The sequence below is a fragment of the Flagellimonas aquimarina genome, assembly GCF_003149745.1.
Classification (GTDB): domain Bacteria; phylum Bacteroidota; class Bacteroidia; order Flavobacteriales; family Flavobacteriaceae; genus Flagellimonas; species Flagellimonas aquimarina.
On the sequence record NZ_QGEG01000005.1, the window covers coordinates 78,865 to 98,844 of the forward strand.

Annotated in this window: 21 protein-coding genes; 13 read left to right on the forward strand and 8 right to left on the reverse strand. The window is 36.9% G+C overall.

Annotated elements, in window-relative coordinates; all coding sequences use genetic code 11:
* Nucleotides 1-69: 69 nt before the first annotated feature.
* The 9 genes from DKG77_RS15940 (at nt 70) to DKG77_RS15980 (ending at nt 8,876) form a co-directional block, all read left to right on the forward strand.
* The gene (locus tag DKG77_RS15940; RefSeq protein ID WP_109665218.1) at nt 70-1,263 is read left to right on the forward strand and encodes a pyridoxal phosphate-dependent aminotransferase; all 1,194 of its coding nucleotides are present in this window, start codon (nt 70-72) and stop codon (nt 1,261-1,263) included.
* Entirely contained in the window at nt 1,260-2,276 is a 1,017-nt protein-coding gene (gene murB / locus DKG77_RS15945) for a UDP-N-acetylmuramate dehydrogenase (RefSeq protein WP_109665220.1), read from the forward strand. The genes DKG77_RS15940 and murB overlap by 4 nt, the downstream gene beginning before the upstream one ends.
* 198 nt (nt 2,277-2,474) lie before the next feature.
* Nucleotides 2,475-3,041, forward strand: coding sequence for an RNA polymerase sigma factor (locus DKG77_RS15950; RefSeq protein WP_109665223.1), 567 nt, complete (start codon nt 2,475-2,477; stop codon nt 3,039-3,041).
* Nucleotides 3,038-3,796 (forward strand): anti-sigma factor domain-containing protein, encoded by a 759-nt coding sequence (locus DKG77_RS15955; protein WP_109665224.1) that lies wholly within the window; start codon nt 3,038-3,040, stop codon nt 3,794-3,796. Before DKG77_RS15950 ends, DKG77_RS15955 begins: the two co-directional genes overlap by 4 nt.
* A 75-nt stretch (nt 3,797-3,871) precedes the next feature.
* Entirely contained in the window at nt 3,872-4,081 is a 210-nt protein-coding gene (locus tag DKG77_RS15960; RefSeq protein WP_109665227.1) for a membrane or secreted protein, read from the forward strand.
* Between the two features lie 35 nt (nt 4,082-4,116).
* Nucleotides 4,117-4,677 carry an RNA polymerase sigma factor gene (locus tag DKG77_RS15965; RefSeq protein ID WP_109665228.1) on the forward strand — a complete coding sequence of 187 codons (561 nt, stop codon included), beginning with the start codon at nt 4,117-4,119 and terminating at the stop codon, nt 4,675-4,677.
* Between the two features lie 60 nt (nt 4,678-4,737).
* Nucleotides 4,738-5,613, forward strand: a complete 876-nt coding sequence (gene lipA / locus DKG77_RS15970; protein WP_109665231.1) for a lipoyl synthase — start codon at nt 4,738-4,740, stop codon at nt 5,611-5,613.
* A 33-nt stretch (nt 5,614-5,646) separates the two neighbouring features.
* Nucleotides 5,647-6,657, forward strand: coding sequence for a type I glyceraldehyde-3-phosphate dehydrogenase (gene gap, locus DKG77_RS15975; RefSeq protein WP_109665233.1), 1,011 nt, complete (start codon nt 5,647-5,649; stop codon nt 6,655-6,657).
* A 44-nt stretch (nt 6,658-6,701) separates the two neighbouring features.
* Nucleotides 6,702-8,876, forward strand: a complete 2,175-nt coding sequence (locus DKG77_RS15980; RefSeq protein WP_109665236.1) for a response regulator — start codon at nt 6,702-6,704, stop codon at nt 8,874-8,876.
* Here the strand turns inward: DKG77_RS15980 and lpxK are convergent.
* Nucleotides 8,873-9,868: a tetraacyldisaccharide 4'-kinase gene (gene lpxK, locus DKG77_RS15985; RefSeq protein WP_109665454.1), complete on the reverse strand. Its 996-nt coding sequence runs from the start codon at nt 9,866-9,868 to the stop codon at nt 8,873-8,875. The two genes, DKG77_RS15980 and lpxK, sit on opposite strands and share 4 nt — an antisense overlap.
* 48 nt (nt 9,869-9,916) lie before the next feature.
* On the opposite strand from lpxK, the gene DKG77_RS15990 reads away from it, so the two are divergent.
* A complete protein-coding gene (locus DKG77_RS15990; protein WP_109665238.1) occupies nt 9,917-11,011 on the forward strand; it encodes a Nif3-like dinuclear metal center hexameric protein in 1,095 nt (364 codons plus the stop codon).
* A 3-nt stretch (nt 11,012-11,014) separates the two neighbouring features.
* The gene (locus DKG77_RS15995) at nt 11,015-11,794 is read left to right on the forward strand and encodes a zinc ribbon domain-containing protein (protein WP_109665240.1); all 780 of its coding nucleotides are present in this window, start codon (nt 11,015-11,017) and stop codon (nt 11,792-11,794) included.
* A gap of 71 nt (nt 11,795-11,865) precedes the next feature.
* Here the strand turns inward: DKG77_RS15995 and DKG77_RS16000 are convergent, their stop codons facing one another.
* From DKG77_RS16000 to DKG77_RS16020, 5 genes are all read right to left on the reverse strand, one after another.
* On the reverse strand, nt 11,866-13,212 hold the full coding sequence (locus DKG77_RS16000; RefSeq protein WP_109665242.1) for an FAD-dependent oxidoreductase: 1,347 nt from the start codon (nt 13,210-13,212) through the stop codon (nt 11,866-11,868).
* A 294-nt stretch (nt 13,213-13,506) separates the two neighbouring features.
* Entirely contained in the window at nt 13,507-14,055 is a 549-nt protein-coding gene (locus DKG77_RS16005; RefSeq protein WP_109665244.1) for a ClpP family protease, read from the reverse strand.
* Nucleotides 14,056-14,135: 80 nt separating this feature from the next.
* Nucleotides 14,136-14,966: a mechanosensitive ion channel family protein gene (locus tag DKG77_RS16010; protein ID WP_109665246.1), complete on the reverse strand. Its 831-nt coding sequence runs from the start codon at nt 14,964-14,966 to the stop codon at nt 14,136-14,138.
* A 24-nt stretch (nt 14,967-14,990) separates the two neighbouring features.
* Complete coding sequence (locus DKG77_RS16015; RefSeq protein ID WP_109665249.1) at nt 14,991-15,179, reverse strand: hypothetical protein; 189 nt, start codon at nt 15,177-15,179, stop codon at nt 14,991-14,993.
* 3 nt (nt 15,180-15,182) lie between these two features.
* Nucleotides 15,183-15,809: an RNA polymerase sigma factor gene (locus DKG77_RS16020; RefSeq protein WP_109665251.1), complete on the reverse strand. Its 627-nt coding sequence runs from the start codon at nt 15,807-15,809 to the stop codon at nt 15,183-15,185.
* Between the two features lie 162 nt (nt 15,810-15,971).
* Here DKG77_RS16020 and DKG77_RS16025 point away from each other — a divergent pair, with 162 nt between their 5' ends.
* Nucleotides 15,972-16,577, forward strand: coding sequence for a hypothetical protein (locus DKG77_RS16025; protein ID WP_243414947.1), 606 nt, complete (start codon nt 15,972-15,974; stop codon nt 16,575-16,577).
* A 4-nt stretch (nt 16,578-16,581) separates the two neighbouring features.
* Here the strand turns inward: DKG77_RS16025 and DKG77_RS16030 are convergent, their stop codons facing one another.
* Nucleotides 16,582-17,730, reverse strand: coding sequence for an MFS transporter (locus DKG77_RS16030; RefSeq protein ID WP_109665255.1), 1,149 nt, complete (start codon nt 17,728-17,730; stop codon nt 16,582-16,584).
* Between the two features lie 133 nt (nt 17,731-17,863).
* Between DKG77_RS16030 and DKG77_RS16035 the strand changes: the two genes are divergently transcribed.
* Entirely contained in the window at nt 17,864-18,736 is an 873-nt protein-coding gene (locus DKG77_RS16035; RefSeq protein ID WP_165819410.1) for an AraC family transcriptional regulator, read from the forward strand.
* Here DKG77_RS16035 and kynU read toward each other — a convergent pair.
* On the reverse strand, nt 18,710-19,978 hold the full coding sequence (gene kynU, locus DKG77_RS16040) for a kynureninase (RefSeq protein WP_109665416.1): 1,269 nt from the start codon (nt 19,976-19,978) through the stop codon (nt 18,710-18,712). The two genes, DKG77_RS16035 and kynU, sit on opposite strands and share 27 nt — an antisense overlap.
* Nucleotides 19,979-19,980: the final 2 nt, after the last annotated feature.

Genomic DNA, 19,980 nt, shown 5'->3' on the forward strand with positions numbered 1-19,980 from the left:
CACTCAAATAAAATGCTAATGTGTTGTTTCCAAGAGTTGGTTTTACCATTTTTGCTTAAAATTTAAAGCATGCCAGGTATATCTAAAAAAGGGCTACAAATGCCCGCCTCACCCATACGTAAATTGGTTCCTTATGCAGAGGAAGCAAAAAAAAGAGGTACCCATGTAATTCATTTAAATATTGGGCAACCAGACATTAAAACGCCAAAAATAGCGTTGGAAGCCGTAAGAAACCATACCATTGAAGTACTTGCGTACAGTATGACAGAAGGTTCTGAGCAGTACAGGGAAAAAATTGCTGCTTATTATTCCAAAAACAGCATAAATGTCTCATCCAAGGATATCATTGTAACCACAGGCGGATCAGAAGCCCTTTCTTTTGTAATGGGAACAATAATGGACAGCGAAGACGAAATTATCATTCCTGAGCCTTTTTATGCCAACTATAATGGATTTGCAACTGCTTCTGGAGTAAATGTAGTGCCAATCGCATCTTCAATTGAGAGTAACTTTGCTTTGCCTCCAATCGCGGATTTTGAAAAATTAATAACTACAAAGACAAAGGCAATTCTTATCTGTAACCCAGGAAATCCGACCGGATATCTTTACAGCAAGGAGGAAATTAAACAACTGGCAAATCTGGTCAAAAAACATAATTTGTTCTTAGTTGCGGATGAAGTGTACAGAGAATTTACTTATGAAGGACGTGAGCATTACTCTATTTTACAAGAACCCGGGCTTGAAGAGCATGCCATTGTTGTAGATTCTGTTTCTAAAAGATATAGTATGTGCGGGGCGCGCATTGGCTGCTTGGTTTCTAAAAATAGAGACGTTATACAAACCGCCATGAAATTTGCACAAGCCAGATTGTCTCCACCAACTTTTGCTCAAATTGCAAGTGAGGCCGCTTTGGAAACTCCACAGAGGTATTTTGATGATGTTATCAAGGAATATGTAGAGCGTAGAAATATTCTTGTTTCGGAATTACAAAAATTGGAAGGTGTTAAAATTGCGATACCTCAAGGAGCCTTTTATTGCGTTGTTGAGCTACCTGTTTCTAATTCCGATGATTTTGCACAATGGCTTTTAGAAAAATTTGAAGTGAATGGGAATACAGTTATGGTTGCTCCTGCCGCAGGGTTTTATGCCACTAAAGGGTTAGGGGAAAACCAAATAAGAATTGCTTATGTTCTTGAAAAAGAGCAACTTGTGAAAGCCGTGCAAATATTAGGTGAAGCTTTGAAAAAATATAGGGACAAGTGAATATTCAAGAAAACATATCGCTAAAAAGCTATAATACTTTTGGAATTGATGTAAAGGCCCGGTTTTTCATTGAAATAAATGGCCTAGTACAGCTTCAAAAGGTACTTGAACTTGAAGCCTATCCAAAAAAGTTCATTATTAGTGGTGGAAGCAATATGTTGCTTACCAAAGATATTGATGCCCTGGTAATGCATATTAATTTAAAAGGTATTACAGTCATAGAGGAAACCGAAGAAGAGGTTGTTATTAAGGCAATGGCGGGAGAGAACTGGCATGACCTAGTGCTTTGGAGCTTGGCCAAGGGTTATGGCGGATTAGAAAACCTATCGCTCATTCCAGGGAATACCGGCACAGCACCAATACAGAACATAGGCGCATATGGTGTGGAGCTCAAAGATGTTTTTACAAGTTGTTCCGCAATGGAAATAGAGACAGGCGAATTAATAGCTTTTGATAAAAAAGCTTGTGAATTTGGCTATAGAGATTCTATTTTTAAAAATGCCGCTAAGAACAAATACATCATCACCTCGGTAAGCTTAAAACTGACCAAGGAAAACCATGATCTAAACACGGGTTATGGAGCAATTGAAGCTGAGCTCAAAAAAAATGGTATTGTTTACCCTACTATTCAAGATGTATCCAACGCGGTAATAGCAATAAGAAAAAGTAAGCTGCCCGACCCAAAAGAGATTGGTAACAGTGGTAGTTTTTTTAAAAACCCTGTGATTACAAAAAAAAGCTTTGAGAAACTTAAAAAACTGTACCCTGACATTCCCTCCTTTGAAATGGGCAAGGATCAATTCAAGATTCCAGCAGGTTGGTTAATTGAGCAATGCGGATTTAAGGGAAAGCGATATGGAGATGCCGGCGTACATGAAAAACAAGCCTTGGTTCTTGTAAACTATGGGAATGCCACTGGGGGAGAAATAGTTGAGTTGGCGCAATTGATTCATCAAGAAGTGGATAGAAAATTCAATATTCGTATTCATCCAGAGGTAAATATCATAAAATAACCCCTGTATTGAATCAATAACAGGGGTTATACCAAACCAAACTAACCAAAATTGTATAAACTTAACTATGTATTCTTTCTTTATCTTGCATTTAAACGCTTACAAATAATCCTTTTTCTAATTTAGCGTTGTTTTATATACGATATAAACGTTATTTTAGATTTTAGCCCCCTAAAATTTTACCTTAACGCCCCATAAATGAGTACACTAATTGAGAAACATATTGTTTCATTACTTGCTGAAAAAGACGATAAGGCAATATCATTGTTATACGACAACTATGGTGACACACTTTTTGGTGTGGCATATAAAGTTGTAAGAGATGAAGATTTGGCACAAGATGTTCTTCAGGAAAGTTTTATAAAAATTTGGAAAAAAGCAGATTCTTATGACGCATCTAAGGCAAAGCTTTTTACCTGGCTGTTTCGTATAACAAGAAACACAGCTATAGATAAGTTAAGAAGTGTCAACAATAAATCAGACAAAGAAGTCCAAATAGACGTTTCAGACGTATATAATCTAGGAGTGAACGGCATAATGCCAGATTTTATAGATGTCCAAGACAACTTGGAGAAAATAGAACCCAAATATCAAATTGTTTTGGAAGCTCTTTTTTTTCAAGGAATGACGCAACAGGAAGCAAGTGAAGAGTTGGATATTCCACTGGGAACGGTTAAATCAAGATTAAAGATTGGTTTAAGGGAACTCGGAAAAATTTACGGCACCACAATGACCATACTCTTATTGATAATTTTATTACCATGAAAGAAAAAGTAAAAATATTCTTGGATTCCGATATTTTGGAAAAACATCTTTTAGGAGATACCTCTAAAGAGGAAAATCTAAAAGCCGAAAGATACATCACCATGTATCCTGAAGTAAGGGAAACCTACAATGAACTTCAAGATAATTTGGAAGCTTTCGCAAAAATATATGCCAGAAAAACACCTGAAGGACTTAAAGAAATTATTCTTCATAGTGCTAGAAAAGAACAAGTTGCAAGTAAAAAATTCTTCCGCTATGCGATTGCTGCCAGTGTAGCCATAATGATATTTGCTGGCTCCTCGTACTTTTTCTGGAATCAAAACAAAAGCCTTCAAGAAGAAAACACATTGGTTACCAACCAAATGAAATATTTGGAAGAAAACATGAAAAATCAACTGGAAGATGTTAGAAACCAGTTTATCGTCCTTAATAATCCTGATACCAAAAGATATAACGTAAGAGGTAAGATGGAAGCGAAAGAGCTTAAAGCCGTGGCATACATAAATCCAGTAAAAAAACTATCCTACATCAATGTTAGCAATGTGCCTAACCTTCCAGAAAACAAATGTTTCCAAATGTGGGCAGAAGTTAATGGAGAGCTCGTAAACTTGGGCGTGATCAAGCAATTTGATGACAAGAACAAGCTTTTAGCACTTCCGTATGCAAAAAATGCAATAGGGTATATAACTATAGAACCAGAAGGAGGCAACACCTCCCCTACAGTACAAAATATCGTTGCCAATATCACCTATTAAATACTATCACTAAAGTATCCTTAAACTTCGGTTGCTTTAGATAGGTATTTTGTAACTTTGTACAAAAGTTGGAAAATGAAGTTAGCATTATTGACCATAGGGCTTTTAGGACTTGCATTTGCAGGTATTGCCATTAAAATTTGGTCTAAAAAAGACGGTGAATTTGCAGGTACCTGCGCAAGTCAGAATCCTTACCTAAACAAAGATGGAGAAGCCTGTGGCTTTTGTGGAAAACTTCCATCTGAACAAGACTGCAAAAAAGATACCGTACCCGAATTACAATAGCTTACTTTAGAATCCACCCTGCAAAATATCGTTTTTTGAACAAAATTGAGCAGTCCATTCAGGAGAACATAAAAAAGGCAATAGATGGTAATCAAATCGCCTTCAGTATACTTTTGGATACTTTTTGGAACGATGTTTACGGATTTCAGCTCACAAGGACAAAAAACGAAAATGATGCAGAGGATATTACCATAAGAACATTCTCCAAAGCATTTGATAAGATAAATTCCTATGACGATGCCTATGAGTTTAAAACATGGCTCATCACAATTTCTAAAAATCTTCACGTAGATCTCATCAGAAAAAGAAAAAGAAGTCTTTTGGATGAAATGGACAATCATGGCGATGCCGTAAAAAAGGTTTTGGATGAAACGCCTTCCGTCGAGGATCAGTTAATTATTGAACAAAATCTTGCCAATCTTTTACAGGACATAAAAAAATTAAAACCACACTATCAAAAAGTCATTAACCTAAGGTATTTCAATGAATTGAGCTATGCAGAAATAGCAAAAGAGCTCAATGAACCAGTTAACAATATCAAGGTAAAACTGCTACGGGCAAAAAAACTTTTAGCCGAGATCATCAAAAAAAAGTAAGGACATCACAAGAAGTTCTTTCCTTACTAGTTTCGTATCTTTGTGAATCAAATTTCTTTTATGAGCACAGCTGTTACGGACAACGTTCTACCGCCAAAAGGGAAACCAAAATGGCTTAGGGTAAAGCTCCCAACCGGTAAAAAATATACGCAGTTAAGAGGCCTTGTGGACAAATATGACCTACATACTATTTGCACATCCGGAAGTTGCCCAAATATGGGTGAATGCTGGGGTGAAGGTACAGCCACCTTTATGATCCTTGGAAATGTTTGTACTCGCTCCTGCGGATTTTGCGGGGTTAAAACCGGAAGACCAGAAAGTGTTGATTGGGCAGAGCCAGAAAAAGTGGCAAGATCCATAAAAATTATGGGAATAAAACATGCTGTTGTCACTTCTGTTGACAGGGACGATCTAAAAGATATGGGCTCCATTATATGGGCAGAAACGGTCAAGTCCATTAGAAGAATGAACGCGGAGACCACACTGGAAACACTTATCCCTGATTTTCAAGGAATTGAAACCCATCTAGATAGAATCCTAGAAGTTGCACCAGAGGTAATCTCTCATAATATGGAAACCGTAAAACGACTCACTAGAGAAGTGCGAATTCAAGCTAAGTACGAAAGAAGTTTGGGTGTGCTGGATTATCTTAAGAAAAATGGGGCCAACAGAACCAAATCGGGCATTATGCTAGGGCTTGGAGAATTGGAAGAAGAGGTAATCAATACAATGAAGGACCTAAGAAAGGTCGATGTTGATGTAGTTACAATTGGACAATACCTTCAACCATCAAAAAAACACTTGCCCGTAAAAGAATTTATACTTCCTGAGCAGTTTAAAAAATATGAGGAAATAGGCTTGGAAATGGGCTTTAGGCATGTTGAAAGTGGCGCTTTGGTGCGCTCCTCCTACAAGGCTCATAAACATATTCACTAGTACCAATACAACGGTTCACCTATTCTTTATTGCATGAAACAAGTTAACATTGGCATAAACGGCTTTGGACGTATTGGAAGAACCTTGTTCAGGTTGCTTCAAAGTCATTCCAATATAAATGTTGTAGCCATTAATGATCTTAGTGATGCCAGAACATTGGCGCATCTATTAAAATATGATAGCATTCATGGCACCTTTAATGCCCAAATAGGATCTGATGGGAATGACATCATCGTTGAAGAAAAAAAGGTCAAGGTATTAAACCACGATAACCCGCAACAGATCAATTGGAAAGCCCACAATGTTGACATTGTGGTTGAAGCATCTGGAAAGTTTAAAAAAAGAGAAGATTTAGCACAGCATCTGAAAAATGGTGCCAAAAAGGTGATTTTGTCTGTTCCACCTGAAGATGAAGACATCAAAATGGTTGTTATTGGAGTAAATGAAACACAAATTGGACCAGATGACCATATCATCTCCAATGCATCATGTACAACCAACAATGCAGCCCCAATGATAAAGGTAATTGATGAGCTCTGTGGCATTGAACAAGCCTACATTACCACGGTTCATTCCTATACTTCTGATCAAAGCCTACATGACAGGCCCCACAGGGATTTAAGAAGGTCCAGAGCAGCTAGCCAGTCCATAATACCAACAACAACAGGCGCAGCCAAAGCATTAACACGGATTTTTCCACACCTATCGGAAGTCATTGGAGGGTGCGGCATTCGTGTTCCTGTGCCAAATGGTTCATTGACAGACATCACCTTCAATGTTAAAAAAGAGACCTCAATTGAGGAAATAAACCATACTTTTGAGTATTATGCCAACAATCAACTGAATAATATACTACAATACACCGAAGACCCCATTGTTTCCATAGATATAAACAATAGTTGTTATTCTTGTACGTTTGATTCATTAATGACATCCGTTATTGGAAAAATGGTGAAAATCATTGGATGGTATGATAATGAAACTGGATATTGCTCTAGAATTGTTGATTTAATAGCTTTGTTTATAAAGAAAAACTACGTTTGACGTCAAATACAATATATAAATGTGTTTGTAGCATAAAGCTGATTATGCTGTGCATTTTCCTTTGCACCCAAGTTTCTTATGGACAAAAAGATATTAGTTCTACCACAAAAGTGCAGTCTATTTTTGACCAATTTATGGTCTACAGGCATCAAAACAAGGTGGACAAAGCCTTGGAAACTTTGGACGAAGCGGCAAAAATTGCCGAGAACAATGAAGATGCAAAGCTTCTTCTAGATACGTACCATCAATACGCAAGGCTATTTTTGGAAGAAGGAGACAGAGAAACCACAATCTTCTATTGGGATAGAGCAAGCATACTTTTAAAAGACCTCTCCTATTCATTTGGACAAGCTTTTCATAATTATTTGGAAGCAGCAGTTCGTTTTGATGAAGGAAACAATTTTCAATCCTTGAAGCTTTTAGAAGAATCAAGAAAGTTGAGCAACAACAGGAATTTAAGCAACAACATCCTCTTGCTTGAAGCGTACATATATACCAATATTGAAAAATACGAGGATGCCATTAAGAATTTACATGCACTTATAGTCAATTCAGACGATAAGGAAAGGCCGTACCTAGCCACCAAAGCAAACCTGCAACTTGCAAAAATAAGCCTTCAACTTAACGACTTGGAAGAGGGAATCATTCATTCCAAGGCAGCTCTTGAGCTTGCAGAAAAGCACGATTACTCCAAAGAAATAAGAATAGCTAACGAAAGACTTTCCATTATTTATGAGAGGATTGGCAGTTATGATGAATCTCTGCGTTATAAAAAGAGCTTAGAGCAGATCAAGGATTCTATTTTTAACATAGAAAAGGTGAAATTAGAGTCCAAGACGGCAGATAGAATTAGGTTTGAGCATCAAATGACAGAAATAAACAAGCTCACCGCTAAAAATGAGGAGCTAAGTGAATCTAAAAATAGATCTGAGATTACCGCGATACTTACCTCGGCTTTTTTAACCATTATCTCGTTATTGGCAGTATCCCTTTTTAGAAATAATCAAATCAAACTTAAAACGAACGATTTATTATATACAAAAAATAAAGAGTTGGAGTTGGCAAGAGACTCGGCGGTTTCTGCCATGGAGGCCAAGACCAACTTTTTATCTACGGTGACCCACGAGCTGCGTACTCCACTGTACGCCGTTACGGGATTAACACATTTGTTATTGGATGAAAATCCGGCAGAACATCAAAAAGAACACTTAAGATCTTTAAAGTTTTCAGGAGATTACCTTTTAAACTTCATTAACGATATACTACAAATCAACAAAATAGATGCTGATAAGCTAGAACCCCTAAATATTGAATTCAAACTCCATAAAGTATTGGCAGATGTAGTGGATTCATTGCAGCAAAACGCCAGTGAAAACAATACCACTTTGGTTCTGGACTATGACCCAAAAATTCCACAACATCTTCTGGGAGATCCCATAAAATTATCCCAAATATTCATGAATCTTATGGGCAATGCCTTAAAGTTCACCAAAGATGGTAAGGTAGAAGTCATTGCTAAATTATTGAACAAGGACGAAGAGAACGTAAAGCTGTACTTTGAGGTTAAAGATAATGGCATTGGAATTTCAGAAGATCAGCAGAAAAACATTTTTGACAGTTTTGAACAAGGTTCGGTTCAAATAAATAGGGAATATGGAGGAACAGGATTAGGATTAACAATTGTAAAAAGCCTGTTAGGCCTTTTCAACAGCAAAATAAACTTAGAAAGTGAACTGGGGCATGGAAGCTCCTTCTTCTTTGAAATGGACATTAAATGTGATGCCAATGCCCTAAATGAAGTTTCTTTTGAATTAAACCCTGAAGAATTTGAATTTAAGGGATTACATATTTTAATTGTCGAGGACAACAAAATAAACCAGGTAATCACCAAAAAAATGCTCACCAAAAAGGAAATTACCTGTGATATTGCCAATAACGGTAACGAAGCTATTGATATGGCCAAGGCAAATACCTATGATGCCATTCTAATGGATATTCACATGCCGGGAATAAGCGGAGAAGAAGCAACACGCCAGATAAGAAAGTTTGATCAGGAAATTCCTATTATCGCTTTAACTGCCATTTCTTTGGATGATAGTTTGGACAGCTTTTACGAAGCTGGCTGTAATGATGTGGTAACCAAACCATTTAAACCTGAGGTTTTCTACCAGAAAATTGGTGAGAATATCTTTAGAAAAAAAATGGAGGGGCAGGTTTAAATCAAGTCCATTACGGACCGCTCCAATACGCTATGGTCTTCATCTGAAAAATGATGGGCAACTTCTAAATAATAAACGTTCTCCACCCTACCTTCTAACCTTACATAGTCCTTTTCTGTGGTCAATATTATATTGAAATCTCTAAATTGATCTATTTCTTTATTAGAAAAATAGTGATGATCGCTAAACTCAAAATGCTTGAATTCCACATCAAGGCCCTTAAGATGGGAAACCAAAGGTTTTGGAGAAGCTATCCCTGTCACCAATGCAATTTTTTCGCTCTTTAACACAGAAAGTTCAATAGTCCCTTTTGCATTTTTAAAGACGTTGGCATATTTTAAACTACAAAAAAGTACTTTCTGATTCTTGGTAGGTTTCAACCTTTTATAAATAGACGTTCTTTCATCTTTTAATAAAGATTCAGGACATTTGGTGACAATAATGATGTCTGCTCGCTTTTTTTCCAATTTGCTGTCCCTAAGATTACCAGTTGGCAAATACCAATCATTGAAAAACAAATTGTCATATGCCGTTAGCAAAATGGAAAAGCTTGGTTTTACCCTTCTGTGTTGAAAAGCATCATCCAAAAGAATAACCTCTGGCTTTATACCATTTTGAAGCTGTTCAATTCCATTTCTTCTATCCGAATCAACGGCAATTGTGATCTGTGGAAATTTTTTGTACAGTTGAAAGGGTTCATCACCTAAATCCTCCACCGAACAATTTTGCGTTGCAACCAAAAAACCTTTGGACCTTCTTTTATAACCCCTACTTAAAACCGCTACCTCTTTTTCACCCATTAATCGAATTAGGTATTCAATCATTGGGGTTTTTCCTGTACCGCCAACACTAAGGTTGCCAACACACACGGTTGGCGTTTTATAGGTTATCGATTTAAAGAATCCAATATCATAAAGAAGGTTCCTTACATATACGACCAATGCATAAATCAAAGAAAATGGAAATGCTATTTTCCTAAGCAGTTGCTGCATACAGCGAAAATATAATATTTTATCTTTAACCACATTAAGAAACATCAAATGACCGTAAAGGATATTACAAAAATACTGGAAGAACTTGCGCCACTGTCTTATGCGGAAGAATTTGACAATGTGGGGCTGCTCGTTGGTGATCACAACATGAATGTAACGGGTGTCCTGGTTACTTTGGACACTCTAGAAAATGTTGTGGACGAAGCAATTAAGAAGGATTACAATATGATTGTGAGTTTTCATCCCATCATATTTACTGGGCTTAAAAAATTAACAGGGGCAAATTACGTGGAAAGGGTAGTTTTAAAAGCGATTGCCAATGATATAGCCATTTATAGCATGCACACTGCCTTGGACAATTCCAATATGGGCGTAAACGCCAAAATATGCGAAGTTTTAGGTATCCAAAACGCAAAAATCCTTATACCAAAAAGAGGAACCATCAAAAAATTGACAACCTATGCCCCAATGCCCAATGCCGATGAAATTAAATCCGCTCTTTTTAAGGCCGGTGCCGGAGAAATGGGAAAATACAGTAATTGCAGTTTTAGCACAGATGGTGATGGTAGTTTTAAGGCCGGAAACGATGCCAAACCAACAATTGGTAAGATTGGAGAAACCCATATTGAAAAAGAAGTACAAATCAATATGGTTTTTTCATTTGAAAAAGAGAAATCCATTCTCTCCGCACTTTTTAAAAACCATCCATACGAAGAAATAGCTTATGAAATAACCACATTGGAAAATACCAACCAAAATATTGGAATGGGAATGTTTGGGGTTCTGGACACTGAAATGGATGAGGAGGCCTTTCTACAAATGGTAAAGAAAAGAATGAACGCTGCTGTCATTAGGCACTCCAAATTACTTGATAAAAAAGTAAAAAAGGTAGCTGTATTAGGTGGTAGCGGTGCCTTCGCAATTTCTGCGGCTAAAAAAGCAGATGTTGATGTTTTTATCACTTCGGACCTAAAATATCATCAGTTTTACGAAGCAGAGGGTCAATTAGTACTGGCAGATATTGGGCACTTTGAAACTGAGCAGTTTACAAAAGACCTATTAGTTGATTATCTTATCAAAAAAATTCCTAATTTTGCAATCTCGTTATCGGAAAGTATAACAAATCCCATCAAGTATTTATAATTTATGGCGAAAAAAAAGGAAAACACCGTAGAGGAAAAATTAAGAGCGCTGTATGATCTACAGTTAATTGATTCTCGTGTTGATGAAATACGCAATGTAAGAGGTGAACTGCCTCTAGAGGTGCAAGATTTAGAAGATGAGGTACTAGGTCTTAAAACCCGTATGGACAAATTAAAAACGGATGTAGAAACTGTGAACTTTGAGATTGCAGCTAAAAAAAATCTTATAGAAGAGTCCAAAACACTCATCAAAAAATATGCTGAACAGCAAAAAAATGTTAGAAACAGCCGTGAATTTAATTCCTTAAGCAAAGAAGTTGAATTCCAAGAATTGGAAATTCAATTGGCTGAAAAAAACATAAAAGAGTTCAAAGCTCAGATAGATCAGAAAAAAGAGGTCATAGCAGACACCAAAGAAAAACTATCAGAAAGAGAAGGTCACCTTAAACATAAAAAAGGGGAACTGGATGCTATTCTTGCCGAGACTGAAAAAGAAGAAAAAGCACTCTTGAAAAAGTCTGAAGAGTTTGAAGAAAAAATTGAAGAGCGCTTAATACAGGCATACAAACGAATCCGCCATAATGTTAAAAATGGTCTGGCAGTTGTTGCTGTAGAAAGAGGTGCATCTGGTGGTTCTTTCTTTACAATACCACCTCAGGTACAAGTTGAGATTGCCTCAAGAAAGAAAATTATCACTGACGAACATAGTGGCAGAATCTTGGTTGACCCTCAACTTGCTGAAGAAGAGCAGGAAAGAATGCAAGGAATGTTTGCTAAAATATAGTCAGACGCTCTTTCCAAAAACATAAGCCACCTTTTAGGTGGCTTTTTTTATTCTCGCTATACAGAAACGTTTCACTCTGCAAGTAGGTTGAGGATTTCGTTTTCAACTGCATCAGAATCCCATTTCTCCTCAATATCTGGATATTGCATTATCTTTTGCATAATTTTTTCTTGCCGGTCCCCTATTCCCAAAGCTTCCGCATAAGGCCTTTCAGAAAATGTGACCCTGCTATAGACCGGTATCCATTTTTCTGGATATTTTGCAGCAAACCTCTTCTCTATTTTCTTCTGCAACAAAAACTTTGGATTGGCCGTTTTACTGCTCATTTCTACAAAATTTCGATAGCTAAGTTCCGCAATGGCATCTGCATTGGGTTTGCGTATTCTTTGGTATTCGCTAAAAATAGTTTCCCAATCATCCCCATGGCTGTTCATTAGTTCATCTAGCACAGAAATATCTTCAAAACCAGCATTCATCCCCTGTCCATAAAAAGGAACGATCGCATGGGCAGAATCACCCACTAAAGCTACTTTGTCCCAATAACTCCATGGGTAGCACTTCATAGTTACCATGGCACTGGTTGGGTTACTAAAAAAATCCTTGGATAAATTTTCAATCTCCTTTCTTACATTGGGAAAATAGGTTTTGAAAAAATCTTTGGCTTCGTTTTCATTCTTGATGTTCTCAAATGAAACTTCTCCTTCAAAAGGTAAAAACAGTGTACAGGTAAAACTCCCATCAATATTGGGCATTGCAATCAGCATGAATTTTCCACGAGGCCATATATGAAATGAATTTTTATCCAGTTTATGCGTCCCATCCTCATTTGGAGGGATTGTAAGCTCTTTATAGCCAACATCGATAAAGTCTTGGGAATAATCAAATCTACTGCGGCGCTGCATCTTATGCCTTACCCTGGAAAAAGCCCCATCACATCCAAAAACTAAGTCATAACGGTATTCTTTCCATTCGCTTTTTTCAGATTCACCTGTAAATATTTTAGCCTCTGGCAGATCAATATCCCACACTTTTTCATTAAAACGAAAAATGGTTCCCGCCTCTTCCGCCAAATCAATCATCCTCCTATTCAATATTCCTCGGGAAATGGACCATATAGCTTCCCCCTCTTTACCATATTTTTGAAAATAAACGGGCTTTTCATTTACATGCATAGCGCGTTTATCCAAAGGAATTGCTATTTCTTTAATACTGTCTTCTAAACCTAATTTACGAAGTGCTTTCCAACCTCTATTGCTCATGGCCAAATTAATGGAGCGGCCAGAAAAATCTATTGTCCTTATATCCGGTCTTCTATCGAAAACCGTTACCGCATGTCCTTTTCTCTTTAAATATATAGCTAAAAGTGAACCCACCAATCCAGAACCGATGATGGCAATATTTTTTGAAGTTTGTATCATATGCGCCCGTGGGCCAGTTCCCATTAAACTATAAAAATAAGGAATTTACAGCGTTCTAATCGTCTTTGACAATGCTTAAAAATTGAAGTTTATCTGCATACGCAAAACTCTAAATCCAACTTTATGAAGAACTTCAATCTGATTTTAGAATTTTTTAACACAAGCTTGTAAGCTTTTGGTATTATAGTTGACGTATATATTATAAAATATTCCGCTCCGGCGTCCATATATATAAAAAGTCCTTCACAATAAATTGCGAAGGACTTTTTCCTTTTTAAATCGAATCAATAACAATTATTCCATAATGCCGTCTACTATACCATAGGCAATGCACTCTTCTGCTCCCATCCAGTAGTCACGATCAAAATCTTTCATAACCTTATCATAGTCCTGACCACAATTATCCGCCAATATTTTAGCCCCCAGCTCTTTAGTTTTAATGATCTCTTTGGCCTGTATCTCTATATTGGAAGCCTGCCCCTGAGCACCACCACTTGGTTGGTGAATCATCACACGGGCGTGGGGTTGAATAAACCTTCTGCCTTTTTCACCAACAGATAGCAAAATAGAGCCCATTGAAGCTGCTAAACCGTAACAAATTGTGGATACCGGACTCTTGATCTGTTTTATAGTATCATAAATAGCAAAACCAGAGGTAACGTACCCTCCTGGACTATTGATGATTAATTGAATTTCTTTGTTATTTAGTAAATCCAAGTACATTAAACGATCAATAACATGTTTTGCAGAATCATCATCCACCATTCCCCATAAAAACACTTTACGTTCTTCTAATAATTTTTCTTGCACTAACTCTTGAACCTTGCCTTTTTTTGAACTCATTTTTTATTTGTTGAAAGTGTCAAAATTAATCAAATTCTAAGGAAGTTATAGTCTTCATGAATCTACTTGTTCAAATAAAATTATTTTGTTTTTATCTCTACCTTTTTAGAAACCACATCTTTTATGGGTATCACAAATTTCCCAGTTTTGGTCACCAGGGTCAAAGTATTGTTTTCTATTGCCTCTATGGTACCTTCATTTTTCCCAATTACGACCTTATCTCCCACTGCATAGGTTCTTCTGGTATAAAAAGACCGCAGAAGGTCTGTTATTATATCTCTGGAACCTAATCCTAATCCTATGGCAAATGCTAACAGGAATGAACCTAAAATTAAGGTGATGTTATTGGTTATAATGGTAGTATCAATACCGGCCTGATTTAAAGCAGTTATTGAAATAAAGATTACAATGATATAGAACAACATGTTACTTACTAGGTTAGATCCTCCAAATTCCAAGGAGTCGAAAAGCTTTTTTACAGTTGTTTTTATAAAATTACCTATGTAAAGACCTATCATCATCAAAGCTAAAGCACTAAATAATCTGGGGAGGTAACGCAAAAGGTTTCCTATCTCGGTCGAAATAATTTCCCAGCTCAAAATATCTGCAGCTACGATCAAGAATACAAGAAGTAATAACCACTTTACAAAACCCAGGATTACTTTTATAATGTCAATTTTAAAGTCTCCTTTTCCAAAAAGGTCCATTTCATTGATCTTATCGCTCAATGTATCCATTTTGGCAAGCTTTAAAACCTTGCCTAAAACAAAAAGTACAATTTTGGTGACCAACCATCCTATTAAAAGAATTATCAAAGCCCCTATAATCTTTGGCAAAGCCAATGCTACATCTCTGCCCATGGCAGCCAAGGAATCAAAGGTCAAGTTCTTCCATTCGTTAATTGTTTCCATATCTATAGTTTTATAGTGTTGTTATTAATTGTTTCCAGGTGTTCTAAAAAGTTTTCGTAAAGCTGAACCAATATTAAAAGAGAACAGTGAAGCCAAGTCCATAATCAACTTTGCCGCCGCAATATCGTTCATGACTTTTTTCTTCATACCGGGGGGCACCTCTCTTAATGAGGCTTCCAATTCCCTAAATGGATTTCTTCTTTTCTTTGCCATCTATTATAAGGTATTATAGATTTCCAATAGTTTCTCTTTTGCTCTTTTAAGCCGCATCTTAACCGCACTTTCCCCCAAATCCATCAGGGTGACCAAATCTTTGATAGATGCTCCGTCTTGATATTTTAGCAATAAAATGGATTTATCTTCTGCTGAGACCAACTCTAAAGCTTCCTTTAACTTGGTAGCCTTCATTTCATAAAGACTTTCATCTGGCACTTCTTCTCTGATCTTATATTCTGAATCTTCTACCGGGACGGATTTATCGCTCATTTTCCGCTGCTTGTTTCTATTTACATAGTTCACACAAAAGTTATATGTAAAGGAATACAGCCACGTAGAAAATTTGGATTTTCCTTTGAACATCTTCAATTTTATGAACAATTGCAGAAAAACATCCTGTGTTAAATCTTCCGCTTCGTCTTGCGATCGTGCAAATCCATAGCATTTGTTATAGACCATTTTTGCATACCGATCGTAGAGCTTGCCAAATAACATGGGGTTATTATTTGCAACAATTCGTTCTACCAATTCCTCATCGGATAAATGAGTATAAGGGTCGTCTGCTTCCAAAGATTTCTTATCTAGGTTATTTATAAGAATTAGAAACAGCCTTTTTAGAAAAGTCACTTAGCGAGGTTTTTGATTCTATTGAAATTCTTTATGGAAACGTTGAACAAGATAATTTAAAATGCCTTTATATTTGAAGTAAAATTTATTATGAAAGTCAATTCCCTTTTTACAATCTTATCTTTCATCATCTTTTTATCATGCAAAAGTGATCCAAAAAAAATGATACCTGAAGAAAAGCCCAAGCAGACAGTTCTTGAGAAGATTGCATATGCACATGGTTACGAAAATTGGAAATCGGTAAAAGAGTTTAGGTTCACCTTTAATGTGGACAGGGATAGTTCTCATTTTGAGCGTACTTGGATATGGAAACCCAAGTCAAACGACATTACCGCCATTTCTGAAAACGATACTCTGGTCTATAACAGAAAATCTATGGACAGCATTGCCACTAAAAGAAATGGGGGATTTATTAACGATAGATATTGGGTTTTAGCACCGTTCAACCTTATATGGGATTCTAAAAATTTTACCTATGAGCATACTCAAGAGGAAAAATCTCCCATCAGTGGTGATGCCATGCAAAAACTTACTGTAGTTTATTCCAGTGAGGGAGGATACACCCCAGGTGACGCCTATGATTTTTACTTTGGTGATGATTTTATATTACGTGAGTGGGTTTTTAGAGAAGCAAACCAAGCAGAACCATCAATGATAACAACTTGGGAAAATTACATTGATGTTGGTGGTCTAATACTGGCACAAGATCATAAAAAAGCCAAGGAAGGTTTTAATCTAAATTTTACCAATTTAGCAGTTGTAAAATAATAATCTAGGACTTACTTTTTTTCAATAACAACGTGACCGCTAAAACAAGCAAAATACAGCCCAAAAGGGCAAAAAAACTATGTTTTAGAGAGGCACTCTCTGCTAAAAACCCCAAAATAACAGGGCCCAACAAAAAGCCGGAATAGCCCGTACCGGCAATAAAAGAAACCCCTTGGGCAGAGTCTACACCTTTAACATTTCCGCCGATTCTAAATAATTCAGGAACAATGACAGAGAAACCAAGACCATTGAGAGCAAAGCCAGTTATGGCCAAAACTGTATGTCCCGAAAGCACAAGTAGATAACCAAAAACTGCAATTAAAGAACCTAGGGCCACAATTTTCATCGAGCCTATTTTGGCACTTATACCATCTCCTAAAAACCTACCTAAGGTCATTGCTGCCGAAAAAGCCAAGAAACCTGACCCTATAAGCGCTTCTGGTGCAAGTGTTATCTCCTTAAGATAAAGCCCACTCCAATCTATAATTGCACCTTCGCTCCCCATTGCCACAAAACCTATTATCCCCAATAAGAACAAAGGTTTAAACAATTTCAGACTAAAGGGTTCTTTTTGAACAGGAGCTGCTACTATATGTTTATAGTTCTTATAAATAAGAAGGTTGATTACAAAAACAAAGGCAACAGTGATACCCATATGCAAGGCAGGATTTCCAATAATCGGAATCAAAAAACTGCCTATACCAACAATTACACCTCCCAGACTAAAAAAACCATGAGCGGCCGACATGAAGTTTTGCTTGTCTTCCTTTTCAATTTCTGTCACCAAAGTGTTCATGGAGATGTCCAAAAGTCCATTGGAAGCACCAAAAAAGAAAAGGGAAATCATTAACAAGTAATAGTTAGGCACCAAAAGTGGAAATAGCGCAGCAATACTACTTAAAACAACACCTGCCCATGTAGCCTTTCCCACTCCAAGTTTATCAATGATTTTGGAAGCTATGGGGAATATGGTAAAAACACCTAGAGAGAGACAAAAGATAGCAATACCCAAGTCCGCCTTATCAATCCCCAATTTATCCTTGATGGTAGGAATATAAATTGCCCAAGTTCCAAACCAAATATTAAGACTGGCAAACACCCATGCAGGTGCAAAGTACCTTGGATTGGAAAAAATAAGACGAAGTGATTTCATATTGGCTAATGTCCACACAAATTAACTAAGGTTCCATCTCAATTTTTAGCATAAAACATTCGGAAAATAAGACATTTTATTCTTTAAGATGTTTCTTGTGTCATTATTTAGGTAATTTTACTTTATGAAACCAATGCTAGAAGCAATCAATGTAGCAACGAACACCTCTTTTAAGATAGAGGCATACAACAGTTCAAGTAACTGCGAATCCACAGGTTGGCATATTCATCCAGAGTTTGAGTTGGTCTATGTAAAAAATGGTTCTGGCATTCTAAACATTGGTTCCCAAAAGAAAAATTATGATGATGGTGTGCTTGTCTTCTTAGGCGGTAATATTCCTCACGCTGATTTCGGAAATAAGGATTATGAAGATGGTCTTGAGATTGTAATTCAATTTAAAAAAGAGTTTTTGGAAGAAAAATTAAAAGTCTTCCCCGAACTTTCAAAAATCAAAGAATTGGTTGAAAAATCCAAACAGGTTTTAATTTTTGACCATCAGACCAAAGAAATCCTCTGGCCTTTTTTTAAAAGGTTTGAAAAATTGGACAATCAAGGGAAATTGATAAACCTGCTATCTGTTCTAGATTATCTTTCTGAAAGCGCGGTTTATGAAAAGTTATTCGATGCTATTTCGTTGAGCAACTACAAAAAAGATGAAATCAGAAGGTTAGAAGAAACTTTTGAGTATGTCAACAACAACTATCATAAAAACATTTCGGTAACAGAAATATCACAGAAACTGGGTTTTACCCCTAATTCTTTTTGTCGTTTTTTTAAAAAAATGACCAATCAAAAGTTTATAACTTTCGTTAATGAGTTTCGGATTGGCAAGGCGCTTGAATTCTTCAGCGAAAATAATACCGTAATAGCTGATGTAATGTACAGGTCGGGTTTCAATGACCCTTCTTATTTTACAAGACAGTTCAAGAAATATCAAGGAACTACACCTTCTGCCTACTTAAAATCCAGATATAGTGAATCACCTTTGCAGGATTCCTTGCTTTAAAATCTGTCCGAAATTGTACATATCTGAATAAGAGGAATAGAACGGCACTGGTGCCAATCGGATGACGTTGGGCTCCCTCCAATCTGTAATAACCCCATTCTTCATAAGATAATCGAACAAAGCCCTGCCTTCTCCATGCAAAAGAACAGAAAGTTGGCAACCTCTTTCACTGGGAGTAATGATTTCAAAAGAGCTTTCTACTTCTTTGTCAATCTCTTTTAAAATAAACTCAAGGTAGGCAACTATTTTTCTCTGCTTTTCAATAAGTGCATTCATTCCCACCTCATCAAAAAGCTCTAAAGAGGCCAGGTATGGGGCAACAGACAATATGGGTGGGTTGCTTAATTGCCATGCATCTGCAGTTTCAATTGGGTCAAACTCGGGTTGCATTAAAAAACGGGTTTCTTTTTTTGTTCCCCACCAGCCTTCAAAGCGTGGAATATCTTTCTTGTTCAAATGCCTTTCGTTTACGAAAATTCCCGAGGCATTTCCTGGTCCGCTGTTCATATATTTATAGCTGCACCAAGCTGCAAAATCGGCCCCCCAATCATGAAGTTTTAATTCCACATTGCCAACGGCATGTGCCAAATCCCATCCTACAAAAGCGCCAACAGATTTTCCGGCACTTGTTATGGTTTTCATATCCAGCACCTGCCCATTGTAATAATTAACACCGCCTAAAAGCACCAAGGCCAGCTCATCCCCCACTTCCTTTATTTTGTCAACAATATCTTCTGTTCTCCAGTAATGTTCTCCTTCTCTTTTCTTTACCTCAACAATTGTCTCATTCGGGTCAAGACCATGAAATCTCACTTGGCTTTGTAACATATATTGGTCAGAGGGAAACGCTTTTTCTTCACAAAGGATTTTAAAGCGTTTGTTGTTTGGTCTATAAAAAGAGACCATCAATAAATGAAGATTAACGGTAAGCGTATTCATTACAGATATTTCCATGGCGCTTGCACCTACTACTCTTCCTAAACCGGTCGCCAAACGCTCGTGATAATCCCACCATGGTTTGTCTGCATAAAAATGCCCTTCCACGGCTAGCTCTCGCCAATCTTTCATTACATCATCTACAAACTTCTTCGTTCTTTTTGGCTGTAATCCAAGGGAATTACCGGTAAAATAGATGACGTCCTTTCCATTTACTTGTGGATAGTGAAATTCTTGCCTGTATTTGGAAAGTTTATCTTCTGCATCCAACTGTTTTGCAAACTCAAGGGAATTCTGGAAAGTCATAG

Bases quoted from the DNA above. Each gene is read 5' to 3' on its own strand.
- DKG77_RS15990 (WP_109665238.1), top strand. From the start codon at position 9,917: ATGACCGTAAAGGATATTACAAAAATACTGGAAGAACTTGCGCCACTG.
- DKG77_RS15995 (WP_109665240.1), top strand. From the start codon at position 11,015: ATGGCGAAAAAAAAGGAAAACACCGTAGAGGAAAAATTAAGAGCGCTG.
- DKG77_RS15960 (WP_109665227.1), top strand. From the start codon at position 3,872: ATGAAGTTAGCATTATTGACCATAGGGCTTTTAGGACTTGCATTTGCA.
- DKG77_RS15955 (WP_109665224.1), top strand. From the start codon at position 3,038: ATGAAAGAAAAAGTAAAAATATTCTTGGATTCCGATATTTTGGAAAAA.
- kynU (WP_109665416.1), bottom strand. From the start codon at position 19,978: ATGACTTTCCAGAATTCCCTTGAGTTTGCAAAACAGTTGGATGCAGAA.
- lpxK (WP_109665454.1), bottom strand. From the start codon at position 9,868: ATGCAGCAACTGCTTAGGAAAATAGCATTTCCATTTTCTTTGATTTAT.
- DKG77_RS16005 (WP_109665244.1), bottom strand. From the start codon at position 14,055: ATGAGTTCAAAAAAAGGCAAGGTTCAAGAGTTAGTGCAAGAAAAATTA.
- lipA (WP_109665231.1), top strand. From the start codon at position 4,738: ATGAGCACAGCTGTTACGGACAACGTTCTACCGCCAAAAGGGAAACCA.
- DKG77_RS15940 (WP_109665218.1), top strand. From the start codon at position 70: ATGCCAGGTATATCTAAAAAAGGGCTACAAATGCCCGCCTCACCCATA.
- DKG77_RS16000 (WP_109665242.1), bottom strand. From the start codon at position 13,212: ATGATACAAACTTCAAAAAATATTGCCATCATCGGTTCTGGATTGGTG.
- DKG77_RS15980 (WP_109665236.1), top strand. From the start codon at position 6,702: ATGCTGTGCATTTTCCTTTGCACCCAAGTTTCTTATGGACAAAAAGAT.
- DKG77_RS16035 (WP_165819410.1), top strand. From the start codon at position 17,864: ATGCTAGAAGCAATCAATGTAGCAACGAACACCTCTTTTAAGATAGAG.
- gap (WP_109665233.1), top strand. From the start codon at position 5,647: ATGAAACAAGTTAACATTGGCATAAACGGCTTTGGACGTATTGGAAGA.
- DKG77_RS16025 (WP_243414947.1), top strand. From the start codon at position 15,972: ATGATACCTGAAGAAAAGCCCAAGCAGACAGTTCTTGAGAAGATTGCA.
- DKG77_RS16030 (WP_109665255.1), bottom strand. From the start codon at position 17,730: ATGAAATCACTTCGTCTTATTTTTTCCAATCCAAGGTACTTTGCACCT.
- DKG77_RS15950 (WP_109665223.1), top strand. From the start codon at position 2,475: ATGAGTACACTAATTGAGAAACATATTGTTTCATTACTTGCTGAAAAA.
- DKG77_RS16015 (WP_109665249.1), bottom strand. From the start codon at position 15,179: ATGGCAAAGAAAAGAAGAAATCCATTTAGGGAATTGGAAGCCTCATTA.
- DKG77_RS16010 (WP_109665246.1), bottom strand. From the start codon at position 14,966: ATGGAAACAATTAACGAATGGAAGAACTTGACCTTTGATTCCTTGGCT.